Source organism: Mesorhizobium sp. (genome assembly GCF_004962245.1).
Lineage (GTDB): Bacteria > Pseudomonadota > Alphaproteobacteria > Rhizobiales > Rhizobiaceae > Mesorhizobium.
In genome coordinates this window covers 68212-87706 of sequence record NZ_SUHQ01000012.1, presented here as the reverse complement: position 1 = coordinate 87706, position 19495 = coordinate 68212, and the positions used below count along the sequence as shown (strand labels likewise).

Here is a 19495-nt window from a genome sequence, read left to right as displayed (position 1 = left end):
GCATTTCGTGTGCTGATATCATGACCAGCAGGGAACGCTGGCCAAGCCGCCTTATGAAGAAGCCTACGGCATCGACGATCAGGAATGTGGCGCACGCGGCCGGCGTGTCGGTCACCACCGTGTCACGTCACCTGAACGGCCGCATCAAGCTGCCCGCCGAAACCAGCGAGCGCATCAGGGCGGCCGTGGCGAAGCTGGAGTACCGCCCCAACGCCATTGCGCGGCGCCTGAGCAAAGGCAGCAGCGAAACCATCGGCCTGATCGTCTCCGACATCTCCTATCCGTTTTTCGCCGCCATCGCGAGCGCGGCGGAAGAGGAAGCAAGCCGTCTCGGCTACAGCCTGGTGATGTTCAACAGCCGCAACATCGCGGCCAAGGAACTGGCCTTCCTGTCGCGCATCGACGACGCGCAAGTGGACGGCATTCTGCTGATGACCAACCATCCGGACGATGGTGCGCTGGTCGAAAAGATCAATGCCTGCAGCAATGTCGTCCTGGTCGACGAGGACGTTCCGGGCGCCATCGCGCCGCGCCTGTTTGCCGACAATCGTCTCGGCGCCCAGCTTGCCACCGACCATCTTCTGGCGCACGGGCACGAGGCGATCGCCTTTGTCGGCGGCCCGCCGGCGCTGCTCAGCAGCAAGGAACGGTTCGGGGCTTTCAAGGACAGTCTTGGACATAGCGGTCTGAGGGTGAACCCCGACCACGTCTTCTTCGGCGATTATGACGAACATTCAGGCCTGCGTGCCATTCTGCAGTTTGCCGCCCTCGACAATCCGCCGACCGCCATCTTCGCCTCCGCCGACATGCTGGCGCTGGGGATTTTGCAAGGATGCCGCAAGCTCGGCATCAAAGTGCCGGCCGATCTGTCGCTGGTCGGTTTTGACGACATCCGCAATGTCGATCTTCTCGATCCGCCGCTGACGGCCATCCACCAATCCGCAGAGGAATTCGGGCGCCGGGCGGTCGGCTTGCTGATCGACCACATCAACGGCGCCGAGATTCCGGACGCAGAGCCGGTCACGGTCAAGCTTGTCGTGCGTCACTCGGTGGCCGCGCCGCGCATAAGACAATGGGAACCGGCTGGAAACGCCTCATCCGACAACCACGCCGATAAGAGCTGAATTCTAGACCATGACCCAAAAAGGGGGAAACCGGTTCCGGAAAGAAACCGCAGTTAAAACAATAAGTTAAAGACGGATCAACTCCGCAAAAGCCTGCCATCGACATCAACAATGGGAGCATGAAAATGACAATCTCGCATTTCGCACAGGACGCGGCGCAGATCGCGTTGGAGAAGTTCAGTCGCGGTGAAATCGATCGCCGCTCTTTCCTCGTTGCCTTGGGCGGCCTCGGACTGGCGGCCGCCTTCAAGCCGGGCATTGCTTCGGCCGATGCGTCCGAAATCGTCGTCTGCAATTGGGGCGGTGCTGCAACAGACGCCTTCGCCAAGGCCTATGGCGACCCCTTCACCAAGAAGAGCGGCATGAAGGTGGTGATCGACGGGGCCGGCCCGGCGGTCGGCACCATCCGCGCCATGGTCGAATCCGGCAAGGTCATCTGGGACGCCACCGACGGTGGCATGATCGACTCGCTGACGCTGGGCAAGGGCAATCTGGTCGAGAAGATCGACTACTCGATCGTCGACAAATCGCAGGTGCCGGAGAATTTCGCCGGCGAATTCGGCGTCTCGAACTATGTCTATTCGAACGTGCTCGCCTACGACGCCGACGCCACCAAAGGGGTCGCGCCGACAGGCTGGGCCGACTTCTTCGACACTGCGAAATTCCCGGGCAAGCGCACCATGTGCAAATGGATCCAGGGCCAGCTCGAATTCGTCCTCATGGCGGACGGCGTTGCGCCCGCCGATCTCTACCCGCTCGATGTCGACCGGGCGTTCAAGAAGCTCAAGCCAATGCTGGCCGACATCATCTTCTGGGAAGGCGGCGCGCAGACCCAGCAATTGTTCCGCGAAGGCGAAGTCGTCATGGGCAACATCTGGCACACCCGCGCCAACCTCCTCAACAAAGAGACGCCCGACAAGTTCAAGTGGATCTGGGAGCAGAACATCCTTTCGGCCAGCGCCTGGTCGGTTCCCAAGGGCAATCCCGCCGGCAAGAAAGTGTTCGAATTCATCAACTCGACGCTCGATCCGGCCGGCCAGCTCGTGCTGCTGCAGATCATGGGCAATGGGCCTTCCAACCCCAAGACCCTGGCCTTGATGACGCCGGAAGACGCCGCCGTGAACCCGACGACGAAGGAGAACGCGACCTCGCAGATCATGCTCAATCCCGCCTACTACGCGGAACACGAAACAGAGCTCCAGAACAAGTATCTGGATTTCATCTCGAGCTGACAGACAAACCAACAGGGAAGGGCTGCCTTCGGCAAAGCGGCGGCAGCCCATATCCGATGCGAAATTTCAAGACAACAGCCCTGCTGCTGACTGTCCCCGCCAGCCTGGTGGCGATCGGGCTGTATGCGGCACCGATCCTGCAGGTCCTGGCATTGAGCCTGACCGAGCCGAAGCTTGGTCTGGCCAACTACCAGAGCCTGTTCGCCAACGCGGCGGTCGGGCGTGTCGTCATGACGACGCTCAAAGTGTCTGTGATGACGACGGTGCTCACCGTGCTGGCGAGTTACATCGTGGCATTCGCCATCATCCATATGTCGGCCGGCTGGCGCCGCATCTCGCTGTTCCTGGTGCTGATGCCGTTCTGGATATCGGTGCTGGTCAGGGCGTTTTCCTGGATCACCATCCTGCGCCGGCGCGGCGTCCTCAACAGCACCTTGATGGATTTGGGCATCATCTCGACCCCGCTGGACCTGGTCTACAATCTCTTCGGCGTCACCATCGGCATGGTCCATTACATGATGCCGTTCGCCATCCTGCTGCTCTACGCCAATTTGTCCGACATCGACCGGCGCATCATGCAGGCGGCGCGCTCGCTGGGTGCACGCCCGGCCACGATCTTCTGGCGCATCTGGCTGCCGCTCAGCCTGCCTGGCATCGCGCTGGCGACCTTGTTCGTCTTCGTCTTCTCGCTCGGCTTCCTGGTCACGCCGGCTTTGCTCGGCGCCGGCAAGACCCTGATGATCGCCGAATACATCTCGGTGCAGATTTCGAGCACCTCGCGCTGGGACCTGGCGACATCGCTGTCGACCATGCTGCTGCTGGTGGTCGGCATCATCGTCTTTGCCGCCATGCGCAGCCCGGCGCTGCGCGCCGCTTTCGTCGCGAGGCCGCAACAATGAGGCCGCGGCGCATCATCGAGGTCGGCCTGCCGCGCCTTTTGGCCTGGTGCCTGCTCGGCTTCCTGTTCGTTCCGATCCTGGTGGTGATCCCGGTCGCGCTCACCGACCGCGATTACCTGTCGCTGCCGCAGGACGGCATGTCGACGGAGCATTTCGCAGCACTTGCCGACTGGGGCAAGGGCTGGCTGCCAAGCATGCTGACCAGCGCCGGCATCGCGCTGGCCTGCGCAGTGATCGCGACGGCGCTTGGCGTCACCTTCGCCGTCGGCGCCTGGGCGGCGGGCGGCTGGTGGCCGTCCTTCATGCGCATACTCCTGTTGTCGCCGATGATCGTGCCGCCGATCATCTACGCCGTCGGCATGGTCAAGCTGTGGGCACGCCTGTCGCTGCTCGACAGCTATACCGGCGTCGTCCTGGTGCATGTCGTGCTGGCCTTGCCGCTGACCGTGCTGGCGATCGGCGCATCACTGTCCAATCTCGACCAGAGGCTGGTGCAGGCGGCCAGAAGCCTCGGTGCCAGACCGATGACGGTGTTCGGCAAGGTGATCCTGCCGAACATCGTTCCGGGCGTTGCCGCCGGCGCGCTGCTCGCCTTCGTCGCGTCCTGGGACGAGATCACCGTGACGCTTTTCATCACCGGACGCGCCGTCGTCACGCTGCCGCGCCGCATCTGGACAAGCATCCAGGATGCCGTCGATCCGGCGTTGGCGGCGATCGCCACCGTCCTGCTCGTCGTCACCGTGCTAGCGCTGGTTGCACGCGCGCTGGTCGAACGCAGGCAACGGCAACAGAAGTTCTAACGCAAACACCTCGGAACCAATCGAAAAGGAAAGGAATATCCATGAGCACCGCGATGAGCGACAACGAATACCGCGAGAATAAGTTCTTCAGCATCTTCGGCTCCGTTCCGGAACCGGGCTTCGACACGGCTGAGGAACAGATCCCGGTGTGGGGCCGTCATTGGGGCTGCTCGAACGATGTCGGCAAGCTGCGCGCCGTGCTGATGCATCGACCCGGAGACGAGCTTTCCGTCGTCGAGAACAAGCCGATGCCCGAGATTGGCGGTTTCGGCGATCCTGAGAAGGGCTGGTACTGGATGGGCCGCACCATGCCCGACCTGCCCGCTATGCAGCGCGCCCATGACGAGTTCACCAATTTGCTGCGTTCGGAAGGCGTCGATGTCATCCTCGTCGACAAGGCAGCCCCCGGCGCGATGAAGCAGATCTACACGCGCGACAGCGTCATCGGCATTCCGGGCGGCGCCATCGTCACACGCCTGGCGCGGCGGGTGCGCCGTGGCGAGGAACTGCCGGTGACCCGGGCGCTGGCCAAGGCCGGATGCCCGATCCTCGGCACCATCCACGGCTCGGCCGTCTTCGAAGGCGGCGGCTTTGCCTTCATCGATTCCAAGACCGCCGTCTGCACGGTCTCGATCGCCTGCAACCCGGAAGGCGTGCGGCAGGTCGAGAGCATTCTCGCCGGCCTCGGCGTGACGCTGATCAAGGTACCGATGCCGGGATACCGTATTCACATCGACGGCAGCTTCATCATGGTCGACGTCGAGACGGCGATCGTCAATGTCAACGAACTGCCATACCCGTTCATCGAATATCTGGAGAAGCGCGGCATCAAGATGATCGAACTGCCCCCCGAGGACAGCGCCATGTCGCTCAACTGCCTGGCCGTCGCGCCCGGTCGCGTGATCATGCATGGCAGCCGATCGAAGCGCTTGGCTGACAGGCTCGACGCCGCGGGGATCACCGTGCTGACCTGCAATTACGAGACAGTCGAGCTTGGCGGCGGCGGGCTGCATTGCTCGACGGCGCCGCTGATCAGAGACCCGGTCTGACATGGTCCCGAACTGACATGGCCCCGAACTGACATGGCATTGCTGGTCATCGAGGATCTGGCAAAGACCTATGACAAGGTCACGGCCTTGGCCGGGATCAATCTCTCGGTCGAGGCAGGAGAATTCGTCACCTTGCTCGGGCCTTCCGGGTCCGGCAAGACGACGCTTCTGATGTCGCTGGCCGGCTTCACCACGCCGAGCAAGGGGACGATCCGCCTCGACGGCAAGAACATCACCCATGTCGATCCGGAGGACCGCAATTTCGGCTTCGTCTTCCAGGGTTATGCGCTGTTCCCGCATCTCACCGTCGCCAACAACATCGCCTTCTCGCTCAGGGTCCGCAAATGGGAGAAGGCGAAGATCGCGGCACGGGTGACCGAGATGCTGTCGCTGGTCGGCCTCGACAATCTGGCCGAGCGCAAGCCGCGCGAACTGTCCGGCGGCCAGCAGCAGCGTGTCGCCATCGCCCGCGCCCTGGCCTTCGGGCCGCGCATCCTGCTGCTCGACGAGCCGCTCTCGGCGCTCGACCGCATGCTGCGGGAAACGATGCAGAAGGAGTTGAAGCGGCTGCATCGCGAGACCGGGGTGACCTTCGTCTATGTCACCCACGACCAGGAGGAGGCGATCGCGATGTCCGATCGCATCGCCGTGTTCAACCATGGCCGCATCGTTGAAGTCGGACCGCCACGGGACCTGTACAAGAAACCGTCGACGCGCTTCGTCGCCGGCTTTCTCGGCGAGAACAATTTCCTGTCGGGCCACCGCGCCGACGATGACGAGACGATGGTCGAGGCATTCGGCACGCGCTTCGGCTTTGCGCCCCTGAGAGGCCACCGCGAGCGGCCCGGCGACACGCTCACTGTCTGGGTGCGCCCCGAGGACATCCGCATCGGACAGGCGACGGGCGATGAGATCGGCTTTCGGGCGACGGTCGTCGAGAATTCCTTTGTCGGCGCGGTTGAACGTATCCTGCTGAAGACGGTGGATGGCGAAGAGATGGTTGCGACGCTGCGTTCGGAAGCAGCCGTCGCCGCTGCGCCCGGACAGGTTGTCGATTGCCGGATACATCCCTCCGCCATTGGCGTCCTCCCTGGCGAAGCGTCAGGGTCTTGAGCCGGCGAAACATATCTCGAGGGAAGAGAGAAAAATGATCAAGGCCACACCTTTTGATTTTCCCTATGACGGCAGGCTGGTTGCCGAAAACACCGCGCTGGTTGTCATCGATCTGCAGGAGGATTTCCTGTCGACATCTGGCTATTTCGCCAAGCAGGGATACGATCCGAGCCCATTGCGAGCCATCCTGCCGACGGTCAACCGCCTGATCGCGGCCGCGCGTGCCGCCGGGCTCACCATTATCCACACACGGCAAGGCTATCGGGCCGATATGGCCGACATGACGCCTTACGAGAAGTGGCGCCGCAAGCGGGCCGGCCTGGAAGGAACCGAAATCCTGCTGCGTTCGAGCCCCGGCTTCCAGATCGTTCCGGAGATCGACGTCGCACCGCAAGACATCATCGTCGACAAGACCTGCAACGGCGCCTTCACCTACACGGATTTCGAGCATGTGCTGCGCGCGCAGGGCATCACCCATCTGCTGTTTTCGGGATGCACGACCGACGTTTGCGTCCACACGACGTTGCGTGAAGCCTGCGACCGGAATTTCCAGTGCCTGACGATCTCGGACGCCTGCGCCAGCGGCGACCAGAAGGCCCATGAGGCCGCACTCCACATGGTGACGGTCGAAAACGGCATCTTCGGTGCGCTGACGGATTCTACCGCCGTCGTCGCGGCGCTGTCGCAGCTCTCCGGCAAGGTGCACTGATATGCCTGACGAGATTGCCAACGCACCTCCCGCGGCTGCGACCAGCCGGCTTTACGTCTCACTGATGCGGTTGACGAACAAAGGACTAGCCGAACTCGCCGGCAGCCCCGATCGCCGGAAAGTCAGCGAGGAGCGGGTCGCGGCACTTGGCGGCAGATCTCTCGCCTTCTATGCCACGCTCGGCGCCTATGACTTCGTCCAAGTCTTCGAAATGCCTGATAACGAGGCCATGATGCAATATGTGCTGACGGCTCGGCGCGACGGCTTCGTCGAGCCCCTCATCCTGCCGGCATTCGACCCGTCGACCTTCGGCGCGATTGTCGAACGCGTCCTGAAATAGCCAGCATTCAGCCGGCGCGTGCTTCCCGGCTCACGCGGGACATAAACGCCCCGGGCTGCGGAGCCTCGCGGCGCGCCAGGGTATTGTGCAGAAGCGCGATCGTTTCGCGGCCCGCCGTCGCGATCTCGCGCGGCTGGTCGATGCCGCCCATCATGAATTCCTGGATTCCCAAAGCCGCATAAGGAAGCAGCGACAATGCAATCTGCGCCGGCGGCCCGGCGATTTCGACCGCTTTTTGGCAGGAGACGGCAGCGATGTCCTCCGAACGGACCCGGACGGGAAGCGCGAAACGCAGCTTGCCGGCCCGGCCGTGTTCGGCGGCGGCACTGCGCACCCGTTCCATCAACTGCCGGATCTCGTCGAGCGAACCCGGCGTCAGCTCGAAGACATCGGCATGTCGTCCGGCGACCCTGAGCGCCGTTCCGGACTGTCCGCCCATGCGGATGGTCATGTCGGCGCCATGCGGTCCCTTGCGAGGCACATAGCCGCCTTTGACGCTGTAGAAGGCGCCTTCATGATCGAACGGCCTGTCGTTCGACCACAACCGCTTCAGCAGCACCAGATATTCGTCTATCCGCTGCCAGACGACCGTCTGGCCGACCGGACGTGTTTCGGCATCGTCGTCGCTCAGCGGCTCGCTGAGCATCCTGAGCGACAGCCGCCCGCCGCATCTCGCATCGAGGGCCGCCAATTGCCGTGCCGCCACGATCGGCTCGATCACACCTGCCCAATGCGTGAGAACGACCTCAAGGGATGAAGTGCGATCCAACGCCCGGGCGGCAATATCCATATTGGTTAGCAGCCCGGCCGGATCGTCGACGACGGTCTTCTGGAAACCGATGTCCTCGATCAGCGACAGCTTTGTCGCGGTTTCCGCGAAATCGTAGAAGAAAGGCACGGTTGAATCGGCAGGCTGAGTTTTACCGGGAACATGCGTGAACTCGATCGGCATTGCCATCTCCTCCATCACGTTGGGATCACCGACGCGCAAAAGCGTACCGGCATTCGGTTCATTCAACTCCGGAATTCTGAAAGCGGCAGGTCGCTATCCCTGTAAGCCAGGACCCGATGGCTCGGGACCCCATGATCAGGGAATAAGGCCCAGAACGACTGCCCCGGTGAACACGAAGGCAAAGGCAAAGACGAGATAGGCAAAGGCGCCTGCATAGGCCGGACGCCAAGTCTGGTCGGAACCCAGCCTCTGGCCTTTGCGGGCAGTCTGGGCGTTCTGGATATAGGACATATCGACCTCCGTCTCGGCAATTAATCTATAAAATCAGTAGACTTTGTCGAGTGCTATTTTTTCGCAATCGTTAGAATGAACCCCTCAAAATCTGCAAGAAATTGGTTTTTCTTACTGAATTTCGTTGCACTGGACCGGTCGGCGCGAATCCGCCTTGCCAACTTCGCCCCTGTCGCCGCCGTCGCCCGATGCTGTCGTCGGAAAAGAGTTCGCCGTGTCCGGCTGTTTCGTTTAGCCGGCCGGTGCATGAGGCATAGCATCGCCGCGCAAGCGGGAATGCGGCGTCACGGGCTGGCGAAGCGATCTCCTATTTGCTGGGCGGCATGTAGCCTTCCAGACCGAACAGCATCAGGGCGAGCGACACCAGGAAGAAGCCAACAGCCGCGCCGAGCGCAATCCGGGCGTAGAGTTTGTAAACGTCGCTCAAGATGGTGCCGAACACCCGTCGCGCCGAGCCATCGACTGGGCGCGATTTCTCGTCGAGATAGAGCCAGACTTCGGTGTGTTTGGGATTCTTGATGCCAGCGGTCATGGCTTTCCACATCAGTGCCAGTGCCATGGTCAGCGTAAGGAACGCGCCGGAACGAAAGGCAGATACCGGGTTGAAGGAGAAGCCGATCATGACACAGCCGATGGCAAGCGATCCGAACATTACGGCGCGCCCGATGCACTCCACAGCAACCCGTCTGATCTCGTTCATCGGCTGCCTCGGCAACAAACTGGCCAAGAATGTGCACGTGCTTCGACCATATCAAATCACTTTAAGGCGAATGGGCACGCAGTTCCGCCGACCCGGCGTATCGTTGCGAACGCTATAGCCTGAAATTCAGCCGTCGACGCGGCCTGTCGGCGCGCCTTATGCTGCAAGACATCCGGCAGGGAGGCTTTCGGCTATGTCGAAGGGGACGGGAATGAAGCGGGCGACCGGCGCGACACCACTGATAGCCATAGCGGCTGCGGCCGTCGACACCGAAACAACTGGGCTCGACGCCACAAAGGCACGCGTGGTCCAGATTGGCGCAATCGGCATCGCGCATGGCAAGGTCGTCCGGGAACCTCAGTTCAATCTCCTCATCGATCCTGGTGAAGCGATCCCGCCTGAGGCCTCGCTCGTCCACGGCATCACGGATGCCGATGTTGACGGAGCCGGGAGCTTCTTGGATGCATGGGCGCAATTCCAAGAGTTCGCTGGAGACCGCATCCTCGTCGGCCACTCGATCGGCTTCGACCTGGCGGTGTTGAAACGCGAATGCCGACGCGCCCATTTGCCATGGAAAAAGCCTCGGTCGCTGTGCGTCCGGCTTCTTGCAACCATAGCAAATCCCGATCTGGCAGACCATTCGCTGGAAATGATCGCCGCCTGGCTTCGCCTGGAGATAGCTGGCCGCCATTCGGCTCTGGGCGATGCGATCGCGGCGGGAGACATCTTTGCCGCGTTGATTCCGGAGTTGCGCAAGCGCAACATCCGGACACTCGGAGAGGCTGAGGTCGCCTGCCTTGCCCTTTCGCACACTCTCGAAGCCGGCCATCGCGCCGGCTGGGTTGAGCCGGTGTCGCGCCCCCAGGTTCCCGCGTTTCAGCCGGTAGATCCATATGCCTATCGCCATCGCGTCGGCAGCCTTATGAGCGACCCACCAGTCGTGGTGAAATCGACCAAACCGACAAGGCAGGTCATCGACCTTATGGTCAAGCGCAAGATCAGCTCGGTCCTCGTGTCCGACCGAGGGACGCCAGATCAACCGGTCGTGGAGTACGGCATCGTTACCGAGCGCGATCTGATGCGCCGCATATCATCCGACGCCGAGCGCGTTTTTGACCTGCCGATCGGAAGCATCGCTACGCGACCACTGATAAGCATCCGCGCCGCCGCATTCGCTTATCGAGCGATCGGGCGCATGGATCGGCTGAAAGTTCGCCACCTCGCCGTCCGCGACGATGGGGGCATGCTGGTCGGCATGCTTTCGGCGCGCGACCTGCTGAGGCTCCGCGCCACCGCGGCCATCAATCTCGACGACACGATCGAGCATGCCAAGGACGTCGCCGAATTGGCGGCCGCCTGGTCGATGCTGCCGGGCGTCGTGCGTTCGCTCATCGGCGAGGAGATCGACCCCCGCGTGGTGGCGGAAATCATCAGCGAGGAACTTTGCTCGATTACGCGCCGCGCTGCTGTGCTTGCGCAACAACAGATGCAGACCGAAGGCCACGGCCCGCCGCCCTGTGCCTATGCCGTGCTCGTGCTCGGCTCCGGCGGCCGTGGCGAAAGCCTGATGGCACCCGACCAGGACAACGCAATCGTCTTCGCACATGGTAGGCCGGACGGGCCGGAAGACGCCTGGTTCAAGAATCTCGGTGCCAAGCTCGCCGACATGCTCGACATCTCCGGCGTGCCGTATTGCAAAGGTGGGGTAATGGCCGTGAATGCGGCATTCCGCGGAAGCCTCGACACCTGGAAGGGGCGCGTCGAAGATTGGGTTCGCCGCCACCGGCCGGAGGACCTCCTCAATGTCGATATCGTTTACGACCTGAGGCCGGTTCACGGCGACATGACGCTGGCCGCCCAGTTCATCGAACATGCATATGACCGCGGCCACGCCGAGCCGGTGTTCGCGAAGCTTCTCGGCGAGCAGATAACAGCCGGCAATCCCTTCACTCTTTTTGGTGGCTTCCAGCTTGAAAATGGCCGGCTGGACATCAAGAAACATGGCCTTTTTCCGATCGTTGCGACCGCGCGCACTCTTGCAATTCGCCACGGCATCCGCGAGCGGAGCACACGTGCCCGGTTCGAGAAACTCGTCGCGCTGGACATTGGCGGCGAGCGCGACATGAAGGCAATGCTGGCTGGCCATGCCATGCTGATCGGGTTGCTGCTCGGTCAGCAGACGCATGACATCTACGCCGGCATTCCTGCCTCCAACCGCATCGAGATCGATGCCCTTACGCGCGAGCAGCAGGCAGAGCTCAAAAGACTCATCAAGCACCTTCAGTCAGCATCCGACCTGGTGCGGGACCTGATGTTCGCATAGCCGGCGACGCCCGGACGGTGCACGGTCGAAGGGAAACCTTGGAATATCGGCGTGGTGGAACAAATTCAGCGGGCGGCGCCAAGCAATTCATCGACCAGAGCGCTGCGGTCAGCCTGCGCAAGGAAATCCTCATGCGCACGCAGCAGGTTCATTCTCAGGAAGTTGAAAATATAGTCGTAGTCGTTGGTCAGGAGATTGGGGTGGATCGGGACCGCTTCGAAAACCGTTCGCGCCAGCGGCTCGGGGATTTCACGCACCGGCCGCGACGGACCGGCCTGCGTGGCGGCGAGCCGCTGTCGTGTCAACTCGGCGGCGTCCTCCCAGAAGGCGGGAGGCGAACCCTCCGGAACGGCATATTTGGAGAAGCTTGCCAGGGCCACCTTTTCCAGCGCCGCTGGCAGGCCTCGCTGGCGCAGGCCGGCGGGTTCGCGCAGCGCCCCCTCTACCATTTCCGCCACGATGGCGTAGCACGCAGGGTAGGCGCGCCAGCGTGAATGGTTCAGCGCAGTCTGGAAATCCTTCTCGCTGAACAGCTTCTGCCAGTAGACCCCTGCCCTGACGCGGCAGAACTCGACGATGCTTTTCTGCGCCAGGAAGGCAGCGCGCGAGTCCATGAAGTCAGCCAGTTCGCCGACGTTGCCGATCGGCTGCGGTTTGCGCAGGAACTCGGGCAACAGATCGTTCAGCAGGCCCATGGCGCTCTCCCTTCGGTTTTGTTTCCAACCGATGTCAACCGTTTAGCCTTCGCCACGCCGCACCGCTAGTCCTCTCACCGATTCTCCAGTCCTCTCACCGATTCTAAAGTCGTATGAACAGCAGCGGCAAGAAGTGTTACTTCTATAAAGTTACGGTCGGCTGATTCTATACCCGGCCGCAACATATGCCGGAGGGCTTCCGCGTTAGCGGAAGAGGCAAGCTTTAAACGGCGCCTTGCGGTCGAGACGGTTCGCAAGCTGCCCAACCAAGGGAGGGTTCAACGCTATGGCGACGCCAGACCGTATAAGTTATTGGAACAAGACCAAGAGCCTCATGTTCGTCATGTTGGGCCTGTGGGTGTTCTTCGGCTACGTCATCCACATGTTCGTGGAGCAACTCAACACCATCGTCATTTTTGGCTTTCCGCTCGGCTTCTACATGGCCGCTCAGGGTTCGCTCATCGCCTTCGTCATCATGCTGTTCTGGTTCGCACGGCGCCAGAACGCGATCGACGAAGAGCATGGTGTCCATGAAGATTGATCGGGGGAACGTCAATGGCTAACACGACATCGACCACGGCAGGTGGAGGCGACTTCACCTCCAATCTCGGCCGCATCTACGGCATCTACACCGGCGGTTTCATAGCCTTCATCATCCTGATGGCTATCTTGAGCGCCATGGGCGTCGAGAATGTCATAATCGGCTACCTATTCATGGGCTTCACCATCGTCATCTACGCGGTGATCGGCATTCTGAGCCGTACCATGCACGTCGGCGAATATTACGTCGCTGGGCGTCGCGTACCGGCGCTCTACAACGGCATGGCGACCGGCGCGGACTGGATGTCGGCGGCTTCATTCATCGGCATGGCCGGCTCGCTCTACCTGCTCGGCTATGACGGATTGGCCTTCGTGCTGGGCTGGACCGGCGGCTACGTGCTCGTGGCCATCCTCGTTGCGCCCTATCTGCGCAAGTTCGGCGCCTATACCGTCCCCGACTTCCTGTCGGCGCGCTATGGCGGCAATCTGGCGCGCTTCATCGGTGTGATCGTGTTGTTTTCCTGCTCCTTCACCTATGTGGTGGCGCAGATATTCGGGACCGGCATCATCTCCTCGCGCTTCCTGGGCATCGACTTCAACGTCGCCGTGTATGTCGGCCTGGCCGGCATTCTCGTCTGCTCGATGCTCGGCGGCATGCGCGCCGTCACCTGGACGCAGGTCGCCCAGTACATCGTGCTGATCATCGCCTACCTGATCCCCGTCATCTGGATGTCCACGGTAAAGACGGGCATTCCTATCCCGCAGCTCATGCAGGGTCAGGCCTTGCAGGGCATCGCGGCCCTTGAAGCCGCGCAAAACATCGTGCCCGGCCACGCGACACCGTTCTCGCATGGCGGATATGATGCGAAGAACTATTTCCTGCTCATCCTCTGCCTGATGGTCGGCACGGCGTCGCTGCCGCACGTCCTGATGCGCTACTTCACCACCCCGTCGGTGCGGGAAGCGCGTGTCTCGGTCGCCTGGTCGCTGCTGTTCATTTTCATCCTCTACTTTACGGCGCCCGCCTATGCGGCGTTCGCCAAGTGGACGATGCTCGACCTGGTGGCGTCGGGCCTGACACCTGAAAACATCGGCGAGAAAGCCGGATGGATGATGCGCTGGGCCGCTGCCGACAATACGCTCGTGCAGATCTGCGGCAAGGCGGCGACAGACACCGCGGCGATCGTAGCGGCCTGCGCTGAAAAGGGCGTGACGGCACTTTCGTTTGCCGACATCAACCTGAATGCCGACATGATCGTCCTGGCCACGCCGGAAATGGCCGGCATGCCTTACGTCATCTCGGGCCTCGTCGCCGCCGGCGGTCTTGCCGCCGCGCTCTCGACGGCGGACGGTCTGCTGCTCGCCATCGCCAATGCGCTCAGCCACGACATCTACTACAAGATGATCGACCAGCATGCGCCTACGTCGCGGCGTCTGATCGTGTCCCGCATCTTGCTGGTTATGGTCGCGGTGCTGGCCGCCTACGTCGCATCGACCAAGCCGTCCGACATCCTGTCGATGGTTTCATGGGCGTTCTCGCTTGCCGCCGGCGGCCTTTTCCCGGCGCTGGTGCTCGGCGTCTGGTGGAAGCGTGCCAACTCGGCGGGCGCTGTCGCCGGCATGATCGCAGGCTTCGGCATCACCCTCTTCTATCTGGTGATGACCCAGTACGGCGCCGACTTCGACAAGGCTACGCCGAACATGGAACTGTGGTGGGGGGTGAAGAACATCTCGTCGGCGACTTTCGGACTGCCGGTGGGCTTCGCCGTAATGATCATTGTCAGCCTTCTCACCAAGGCGCCATCCCGGGATATGCAGGATTTCATCGAGGAAATCCGCGTACCTCGCGGCAAGCAGATGATGGAAGAAAAGATAGCCTGATCCCGCGTAGGGACCGGCGCTCGAGGCGGGGTCCGGCGACGGACCCCGCTTTCATTTCAAGGGCGCCGCTGTCATAACGCGGCGCCGCTCCTTGGAAAATTCCATATGAACGATTTCTGGTCCTACTGGTATTTCCACATACCGAATTTCATCCTTGCCGCCGTGATGTACACGCTGATGGGGCGCCTCCTGCTCGGCCTCTTCGTGCCCGAAAGCTGGGACAATTACATCTGGCGCTTCTTCAAGGCCGTCACGGACCCGTTCCTGCGGATCGTGCGGACCATCACGCCGTCGATCCTGACCCAGCCGGTGGTGATCGTCTTCAGCGTGCTCTGGCTTATGGCCTTGCGCGTGGGCTATCTCGTCTTGCTGATCAATTTCGGCCTTGCGCCGATGGCTTCACAAGGGGTTTGAGGCAATGGACAGAAACGCTCTTGTACCCGTCATGGCGGTCGCCATCGTCAACGGTATCTTTTCGCCGTGGGTGCTGATGGTATTCCTGTTCTATCCGATCTGGTATCCGGGCTGGGCGCCTCCCCTAAGTCAGATCGTTTACATGGCAAGTGCGCTGATCCTGTCGACGGTGACCATTATGCTCGCCGGCGTGCCGGCTGCCCTTTATGAGCGCTGGTCGGCGCAACCCAGGAGCATCGTCGTCTCGTCTATCTGGCTTGCCGGCACGGTTTTGTTGACGCTGCCGGCGCTGCCGAATGTGATGCGGGCGCTCGGCGGTGGCTGAGAATTCCCTTCGGCTCGGACCGGATCGACATCCCAGCGCCGCCACCCGCGTCTATCAGCCTGCGGTGGATTCGAGCCGACCGGGGCGAGCGGCTTTCCCCTCGCCATTTGAAGGGGAAGCGGGATTGCGGCCACGGCCATATTGCCGTGGCGTACAGTCCATGACCCTCTTGAAGGCCGTGCTGAAGGCGCTTTCGGATTCGTAGCCGAGCGACAGAGCAATGACGGAGATTGGATCGCTGGAATTCGCCAGCCTGTCACCTGCCAGCAGCATTCGCCAGTTCGTCAGGTACTCCATCGGTGACGTCCCAACCATCTCTTTGAATTTCAGGGCAAAGGTCGAGCGCGACATGCCGGCACGCTCCGCCAGCTCCTGTAATGTCCAGCGATACGCCGGATCGTCGTGCATGGCGTTGATCGCAGCGCTCATCTGCTTGTCCGCAAGGGCGAAAAACCATCCGACGCCACCTCCCAGCCCTTCCGCCAAATGCAGGCGCAGGGCCTGAACCAACATCATGTGGGCGAGGTGTTGCGCAACCAGAAATCCGCCCGGCTGCGGCTCGTGCAGCTCCTGCATCATCCGCTCCACCGACCAGCGCAGCGCCGCCTGATCTGTTTCTTTCCGGATATGCACAATGGGCGGCAGCATGCCCAACAGGATGCCGGCATGATTGCCGCTAACGGCGAAGCGGCTGCCGACGAGAAAGAAATCACCGCCGCCATTGTACGTCACGACGCCGCCAGCGCGTGCGGGGGGAAAAATCGTGCCGGCTTCGACAGGCGTCAAAGTCATGTCGCTTGCCAGGCGGAAAGGCCGTCCACTCGGCAGCACGAAACAGTCCCCCTGCTCCAGGCGTACCGCATCGGGAACGCCTTGCACGGAGAGCCAGCACCCGCCGGAAACCACAGCGTAGCATTTGATGCGTTCGTGCTGGTCGGAGAACTGGATCGACCAGTTTCCGCCCGCGTCGAAGCCAGCGGACACATAACTGCGCGGTTTCAGCAGCGACAGCACATCTGAGAGCGGATCCATGAGGGTTCCGGACGATTGCGAAGATAATACGGACTTTACAGCATAGACCGCGTTTCCTCAATTGGTTATTTAATAATAACGTCTCTGTGAACGTGATCCTCGATCAAGTAATAAACCGTGCTATGCCCACATAACCGAGCGACATCAGGACGATTGCAAATGTAATATGAACTTTGCAGCATAGATCACCTTTGCCAAAGGTCCTATCGTCTAAGTATACCGCAGAGGAGATGGCAGTCGACATCCCCGATGCAACTCAGCGCGCAGCGATTATTGCCTATCTAGAAAGCGCCAGATAAGGGAACAAGAACCATGACAGCGTTCACGATCAATGGACGGGCGGTGGATCTCGCCGCCGAGCCAGATACGCCGCTCTTGTGGGTGATACGGGAGCATCTGAAGCTTACCGGCACAAAATTCGGCTGCGGCATCGCGCAGTGTGGCGCCTGCACCGTTCACGTCGACGGTGAGCCGACGCGCTCCTGCATAACCCTGCTTCAGGACGTGGCCGGCAGGAAGGTGACGACGATCGAAGGCCTGTCGCCGGATGCCAGCCATCCGCTGCAGCAAGCCTGGATCGCCGAGCAGGTGCCGCAATGCGGTTATTGCCAGTCCGGGCAGATCATGCAGGCGGCGGCGCTCCTCAAGAGCAATCCCAACCCCACCCGCGATGAGATCGTCGAACACATGGACGGCAACATCTGCCGCTGCGGGACCTATGTGCGGATCATCAGCGCCATTCAGCGCGCCGCACGGGAGGCCTGAGCCATGACCGGGACATTGCAGCTTCACACCAGAGCGCTCTCGCGGCGCAACTTCCTCATCACCGTCGGCGGCGTCGGCATCTCGGTTGCGTTCGGCGGCTTGCCCCAGGATGCCTCGGGCGCCAGCGTGGCACCGGCGGTCGAGGGCGGCTACCGGCCGAACGCCTGGCTGACCATCGCGGCCGACGGCACGGTGACGATCATGTCACCCGCCTCCGAGATGGGGCAGGGCATCATGACGACGCTGCCGCTGCTCATCGCTGAGGACATGGACGCCGATTGGGACAAGGTTCGCGTCGTCCAGGCTCCGTCCGACGCGGAGAAGTACGGCAATCCCGGCTTTTACGGCGTACAGCTCACCGGCGGCAGCGAATCCACGCGGGGTTACTACAATATGCTGCGCCTGGTCGGCGCCCAGACGCGCAAGGTCATCCTGGCAAGTGCCGCCGCCATGCTGAACGTTCCGGTGGGCGAACTCACCACGCAGCCCAACCGGGTCGTGCACGCGCGGTCGGGCCGCTCGCTCGACTACGGCGAGGTCGCCGCGGCCGGCGCGCTTCCCGATCCATTGCCGCAGGCGACCGATGCCGATCTGAAGCCGAGCGACCAGTGGCGCTATATCGGGTATCTGACGGTACCGCGTGTCGACGTGCCCTCGAAGGTCGACGGCACCGCGATCTTCGGCATCGACGTGCAGCTTCCGGACATGCTGTACGGAGCGGTGCTGCGGGCGCCCGTTCAGGGCGAGCAGCCGGAAACCATCGACGATGCCGAAGCCAGGGCCGTGCTGGGCATCACGCACATCGTTCCGCTTTCCTACGGCGTCGGCATCATCGGCGAAACGGTCGAGGCGACGAAGCGGGCCAAGGATCTGCTCGACGTTACGTGGAGTACGTCGTCGCGGATTCGCAGTTACACCAGCGATCGGCTGTTGGAAGCGTATCGTAGCGTTGGCCGCGACCTCGCCCAAACCGGCGTCAACGCTGCCACGGAAGGTGACGCACGAACTGCGATCTCGAAGGCCGCAACGGTCATCGCGGTCGATTACATGAGCGACCATGTTCACCATGCAACCATGGAGCCGATGAACGCCACGGCGCTCGTGACCGGCGATACGGTTGAAGTCTGGGCGCCGACGCAAGGCCCGACGGGCACCCAGGGCTTTGCCGCGGAGGTGGCCGGCACCACCCCCGACAAGGTCAAGGTGAACACCACCCTGCTCGGCGGCGGCTTTGGTCGCAAAGCCGAGGCCGACTTCATCATCGATGCGGTGTCGCTCGCCAAGGCGGTGCAAGGCCGCCCGGTCAAGGTCATCTGGAGCCGCGAAGACGATGTCCAGCATGGCAAGTACCGCCCGCTCGAGGCGCAACATGTGCAGGTCGGGCTCGATGCCGACGGCAACATCGTCGGCTGGCGGCACCGCATCGTGGCGGATTCCATTTTCGCCCGCACGATGCCTCAGCTGTTCGAGAGCGAAGGGGGACACGACAGTGTGGTGACCGAGGGCGCGCATTTCAACTATGCCGTTCCTGCGCATCAGATCGAGTACATCCGCCAGGATAACGGCCTGGACGTAGGCTTCTGGTTCGCGGTCGGGGTTGGCTACACCAGGTTCGGCATCGAATGCGTCATCGACGAGATCGCCGCCGCCAAGGGCGTCGATCCCGTGGCGCTTCGGCTGGAGCTCCTGAAGGACCAGCCGCGGGCGCGCAAGGTCATCGAGACCGTCGCCCAGATGGCGGAATGGGACCGCCAACGCGACGGGCGGGCGTTGGGCGTCGCCTATTCCGATGCCTTTGGCTCCCATTGCGCTGAGATCGCCGAGGTGTCGGTTGACCGGGAAACCGGCGAAATCCGCGTGCACACCGTGTGGTGCGCTGTCGATCCGGGAACAGCGATACAGCCACGCAACATCGAGGCACTGATGATTACCGGGATCACAAACGGTGCCAGCCACGCGCTGTTCGAGCAGATCAACATCGTCAATGGCGAGGTGCAGGAATCGAACTTCGACACCTATCGGGTGATACGCATGTCCGAGGCGCCCGATATCCAGGTCGCTGTGGTCCCAACGCCCGGGAGTCCGATCGGGGGCATGGGCCAAGTCGGCCTGCCGCCGATCGGTCCCGCGATCGCCAACGCGGTGGCGCGGCTCACCGGTGGCGTGCGGCTGCGGCACTATCCGTTCCTGCCGGAGCGGGTGCTGGAGGCGCTCAACGCCTGAATTTTTGGAAGGTGCTCTCCCTCGCCTCGTTGCGCCAAATCGAAGCGATCGCGAATGCGGTCACGACACGAAGCCAGAGATTAAGAAG

20 protein-coding genes are annotated in these 19495 nt (G+C 62.1%); 15 read left to right on the top strand and 5 right to left on the bottom strand.

The window, feature by feature from the left end:
• Positions 1 to 20 precede the first annotated feature (20 nt).
• From E5X88_RS14685 to E5X88_RS14650, 8 genes are all read left to right on the top strand, one after another.
• The gene (locus tag E5X88_RS14685; protein ID WP_292162376.1) at positions 21 to 1124 is read left to right on the top strand and encodes a LacI family DNA-binding transcriptional regulator; all 1104 of its coding nucleotides are present in this window, start codon (positions 21 to 23) and stop codon (positions 1122 to 1124) included.
• Positions 1125 to 1249: 125 nt separating this feature from the next.
• Positions 1250 to 2356: an ABC transporter substrate-binding protein gene (locus E5X88_RS14680; protein WP_292162374.1), complete on the top strand. Its 1107-nt coding sequence runs from the start codon at positions 1250 to 1252 to the stop codon at positions 2354 to 2356.
• Between the two features lie 56 nt (positions 2357 to 2412).
• Positions 2413 to 3255 (top strand): ABC transporter permease, encoded by an 843-nt coding sequence (locus tag E5X88_RS14675; RefSeq protein ID WP_292162373.1) that lies wholly within the window; start codon positions 2413 to 2415, stop codon positions 3253 to 3255.
• Positions 3252 to 4055 carry an ABC transporter permease gene (locus E5X88_RS14670; protein ID WP_292162371.1) on the top strand — a complete coding sequence of 268 codons (804 nt, stop codon included), beginning with the start codon at positions 3252 to 3254 and terminating at the stop codon, positions 4053 to 4055. The genes E5X88_RS14675 and E5X88_RS14670 overlap by 4 nt, the downstream gene beginning before the upstream one ends.
• Before the next feature lie 41 nt (positions 4056 to 4096).
• Positions 4097 to 5104, top strand: a complete 1008-nt coding sequence (locus E5X88_RS14665; RefSeq protein WP_292162369.1) for a dimethylarginine dimethylaminohydrolase family protein — start codon at positions 4097 to 4099, stop codon at positions 5102 to 5104.
• Positions 5105 to 5137: 33 nt separating this feature from the next.
• Positions 5138 to 6217 (top strand): ABC transporter ATP-binding protein, encoded by a 1080-nt coding sequence (locus E5X88_RS14660; protein ID WP_292162368.1) that lies wholly within the window; start codon positions 5138 to 5140, stop codon positions 6215 to 6217.
• A 34-nt stretch (positions 6218 to 6251) separates the two neighbouring features.
• Complete coding sequence (locus tag E5X88_RS14655) at positions 6252 to 6926, top strand: isochorismatase family cysteine hydrolase (RefSeq protein WP_292162366.1); 675 nt, start codon at positions 6252 to 6254, stop codon at positions 6924 to 6926.
• Between the two features lies 1 nt (position 6927).
• A complete protein-coding gene (locus E5X88_RS14650; protein ID WP_292162363.1) occupies positions 6928 to 7266 on the top strand; it encodes a GYD domain-containing protein in 339 nt (112 codons plus the stop codon).
• 7 nt (positions 7267 to 7273) lie between these two features.
• On the opposite strand, the gene E5X88_RS14645 is transcribed toward E5X88_RS14650, so the two are convergent.
• From E5X88_RS14645 to E5X88_RS14635, 3 genes are all read right to left on the bottom strand, one after another.
• Positions 7274 to 8218 carry an LLM class flavin-dependent oxidoreductase gene (locus E5X88_RS14645; RefSeq protein ID WP_292162548.1) on the bottom strand — a complete coding sequence of 315 codons (945 nt, stop codon included), beginning with the start codon at positions 8216 to 8218 and terminating at the stop codon, positions 7274 to 7276.
• Positions 8219 to 8353: 135 nt separating this feature from the next.
• A complete protein-coding gene (locus tag E5X88_RS14640; protein WP_292162361.1) occupies positions 8354 to 8509 on the bottom strand; it encodes a hypothetical protein in 156 nt (51 codons plus the stop codon).
• 307 nt (positions 8510 to 8816) lie between these two features.
• Positions 8817 to 9209 (bottom strand): hypothetical protein, encoded by a 393-nt coding sequence (locus tag E5X88_RS14635; RefSeq protein ID WP_292162360.1) that lies wholly within the window; start codon positions 9207 to 9209, stop codon positions 8817 to 8819.
• Positions 9210 to 9420: 211 nt separating this feature from the next.
• Here E5X88_RS14635 and E5X88_RS14630 point away from each other — a divergent pair, with 211 nt between their 5' ends.
• Positions 9421 to 11532, top strand: coding sequence for a DUF294 nucleotidyltransferase-like domain-containing protein (locus E5X88_RS14630; RefSeq protein WP_292162358.1), 2112 nt, complete (start codon positions 9421 to 9423; stop codon positions 11530 to 11532).
• Between the two features lie 65 nt (positions 11533 to 11597).
• Here E5X88_RS14630 and E5X88_RS14625 read toward each other — a convergent pair whose 3' ends face one another.
• Positions 11598 to 12227 (bottom strand): hypothetical protein, encoded by a 630-nt coding sequence (locus tag E5X88_RS14625; protein WP_292162356.1) that lies wholly within the window; start codon positions 12225 to 12227, stop codon positions 11598 to 11600.
• 286 nt (positions 12228 to 12513) lie between these two features.
• Between E5X88_RS14625 and E5X88_RS14620 the strand changes: the two genes are divergently transcribed.
• The 4 genes from E5X88_RS14620 (at position 12514) to E5X88_RS14605 (ending at position 15387) form a co-directional block, all read left to right on the top strand.
• Complete coding sequence (locus tag E5X88_RS14620; protein WP_292162354.1) at positions 12514 to 12768, top strand: DUF4212 domain-containing protein; 255 nt, start codon at positions 12514 to 12516, stop codon at positions 12766 to 12768.
• A 14-nt stretch (positions 12769 to 12782) separates the two neighbouring features.
• Positions 12783 to 14648 (top strand): sodium:solute symporter family protein, encoded by a 1866-nt coding sequence (locus E5X88_RS14615; RefSeq protein ID WP_292162352.1) that lies wholly within the window; start codon positions 12783 to 12785, stop codon positions 14646 to 14648.
• 105 nt (positions 14649 to 14753) lie between these two features.
• The gene (locus tag E5X88_RS14610) at positions 14754 to 15062 is read left to right on the top strand and encodes a YggT family protein (protein WP_292162351.1); all 309 of its coding nucleotides are present in this window, start codon (positions 14754 to 14756) and stop codon (positions 15060 to 15062) included.
• 4 nt (positions 15063 to 15066) lie between these two features.
• Entirely contained in the window at positions 15067 to 15387 is a 321-nt protein-coding gene (locus E5X88_RS14605) for a hypothetical protein (protein WP_292162350.1), read from the top strand.
• A gap of 54 nt (positions 15388 to 15441) precedes the next feature.
• On the opposite strand, the gene E5X88_RS14600 is transcribed toward E5X88_RS14605, so the two are convergent.
• A complete protein-coding gene (locus E5X88_RS14600) occupies positions 15442 to 16419 on the bottom strand; it encodes an AraC family transcriptional regulator (RefSeq protein WP_292162349.1) in 978 nt (325 codons plus the stop codon).
• A gap of 312 nt (positions 16420 to 16731) precedes the next feature.
• Here E5X88_RS14600 and E5X88_RS14595 point away from each other — a divergent pair, with 312 nt between their 5' ends.
• Together E5X88_RS14595 and E5X88_RS14590 are read left to right on the top strand one after the other, a co-directional pair.
• The gene (locus E5X88_RS14595; protein WP_292162348.1) at positions 16732 to 17184 is read left to right on the top strand and encodes a (2Fe-2S)-binding protein; all 453 of its coding nucleotides are present in this window, start codon (positions 16732 to 16734) and stop codon (positions 17182 to 17184) included.
• A 3-nt stretch (positions 17185 to 17187) separates the two neighbouring features.
• Entirely contained in the window at positions 17188 to 19407 is a 2220-nt protein-coding gene (locus E5X88_RS14590; protein WP_292162347.1) for a molybdopterin cofactor-binding domain-containing protein, read from the top strand.
• The last annotated feature ends 88 nt before the right edge of the window (positions 19408 to 19495 follow it).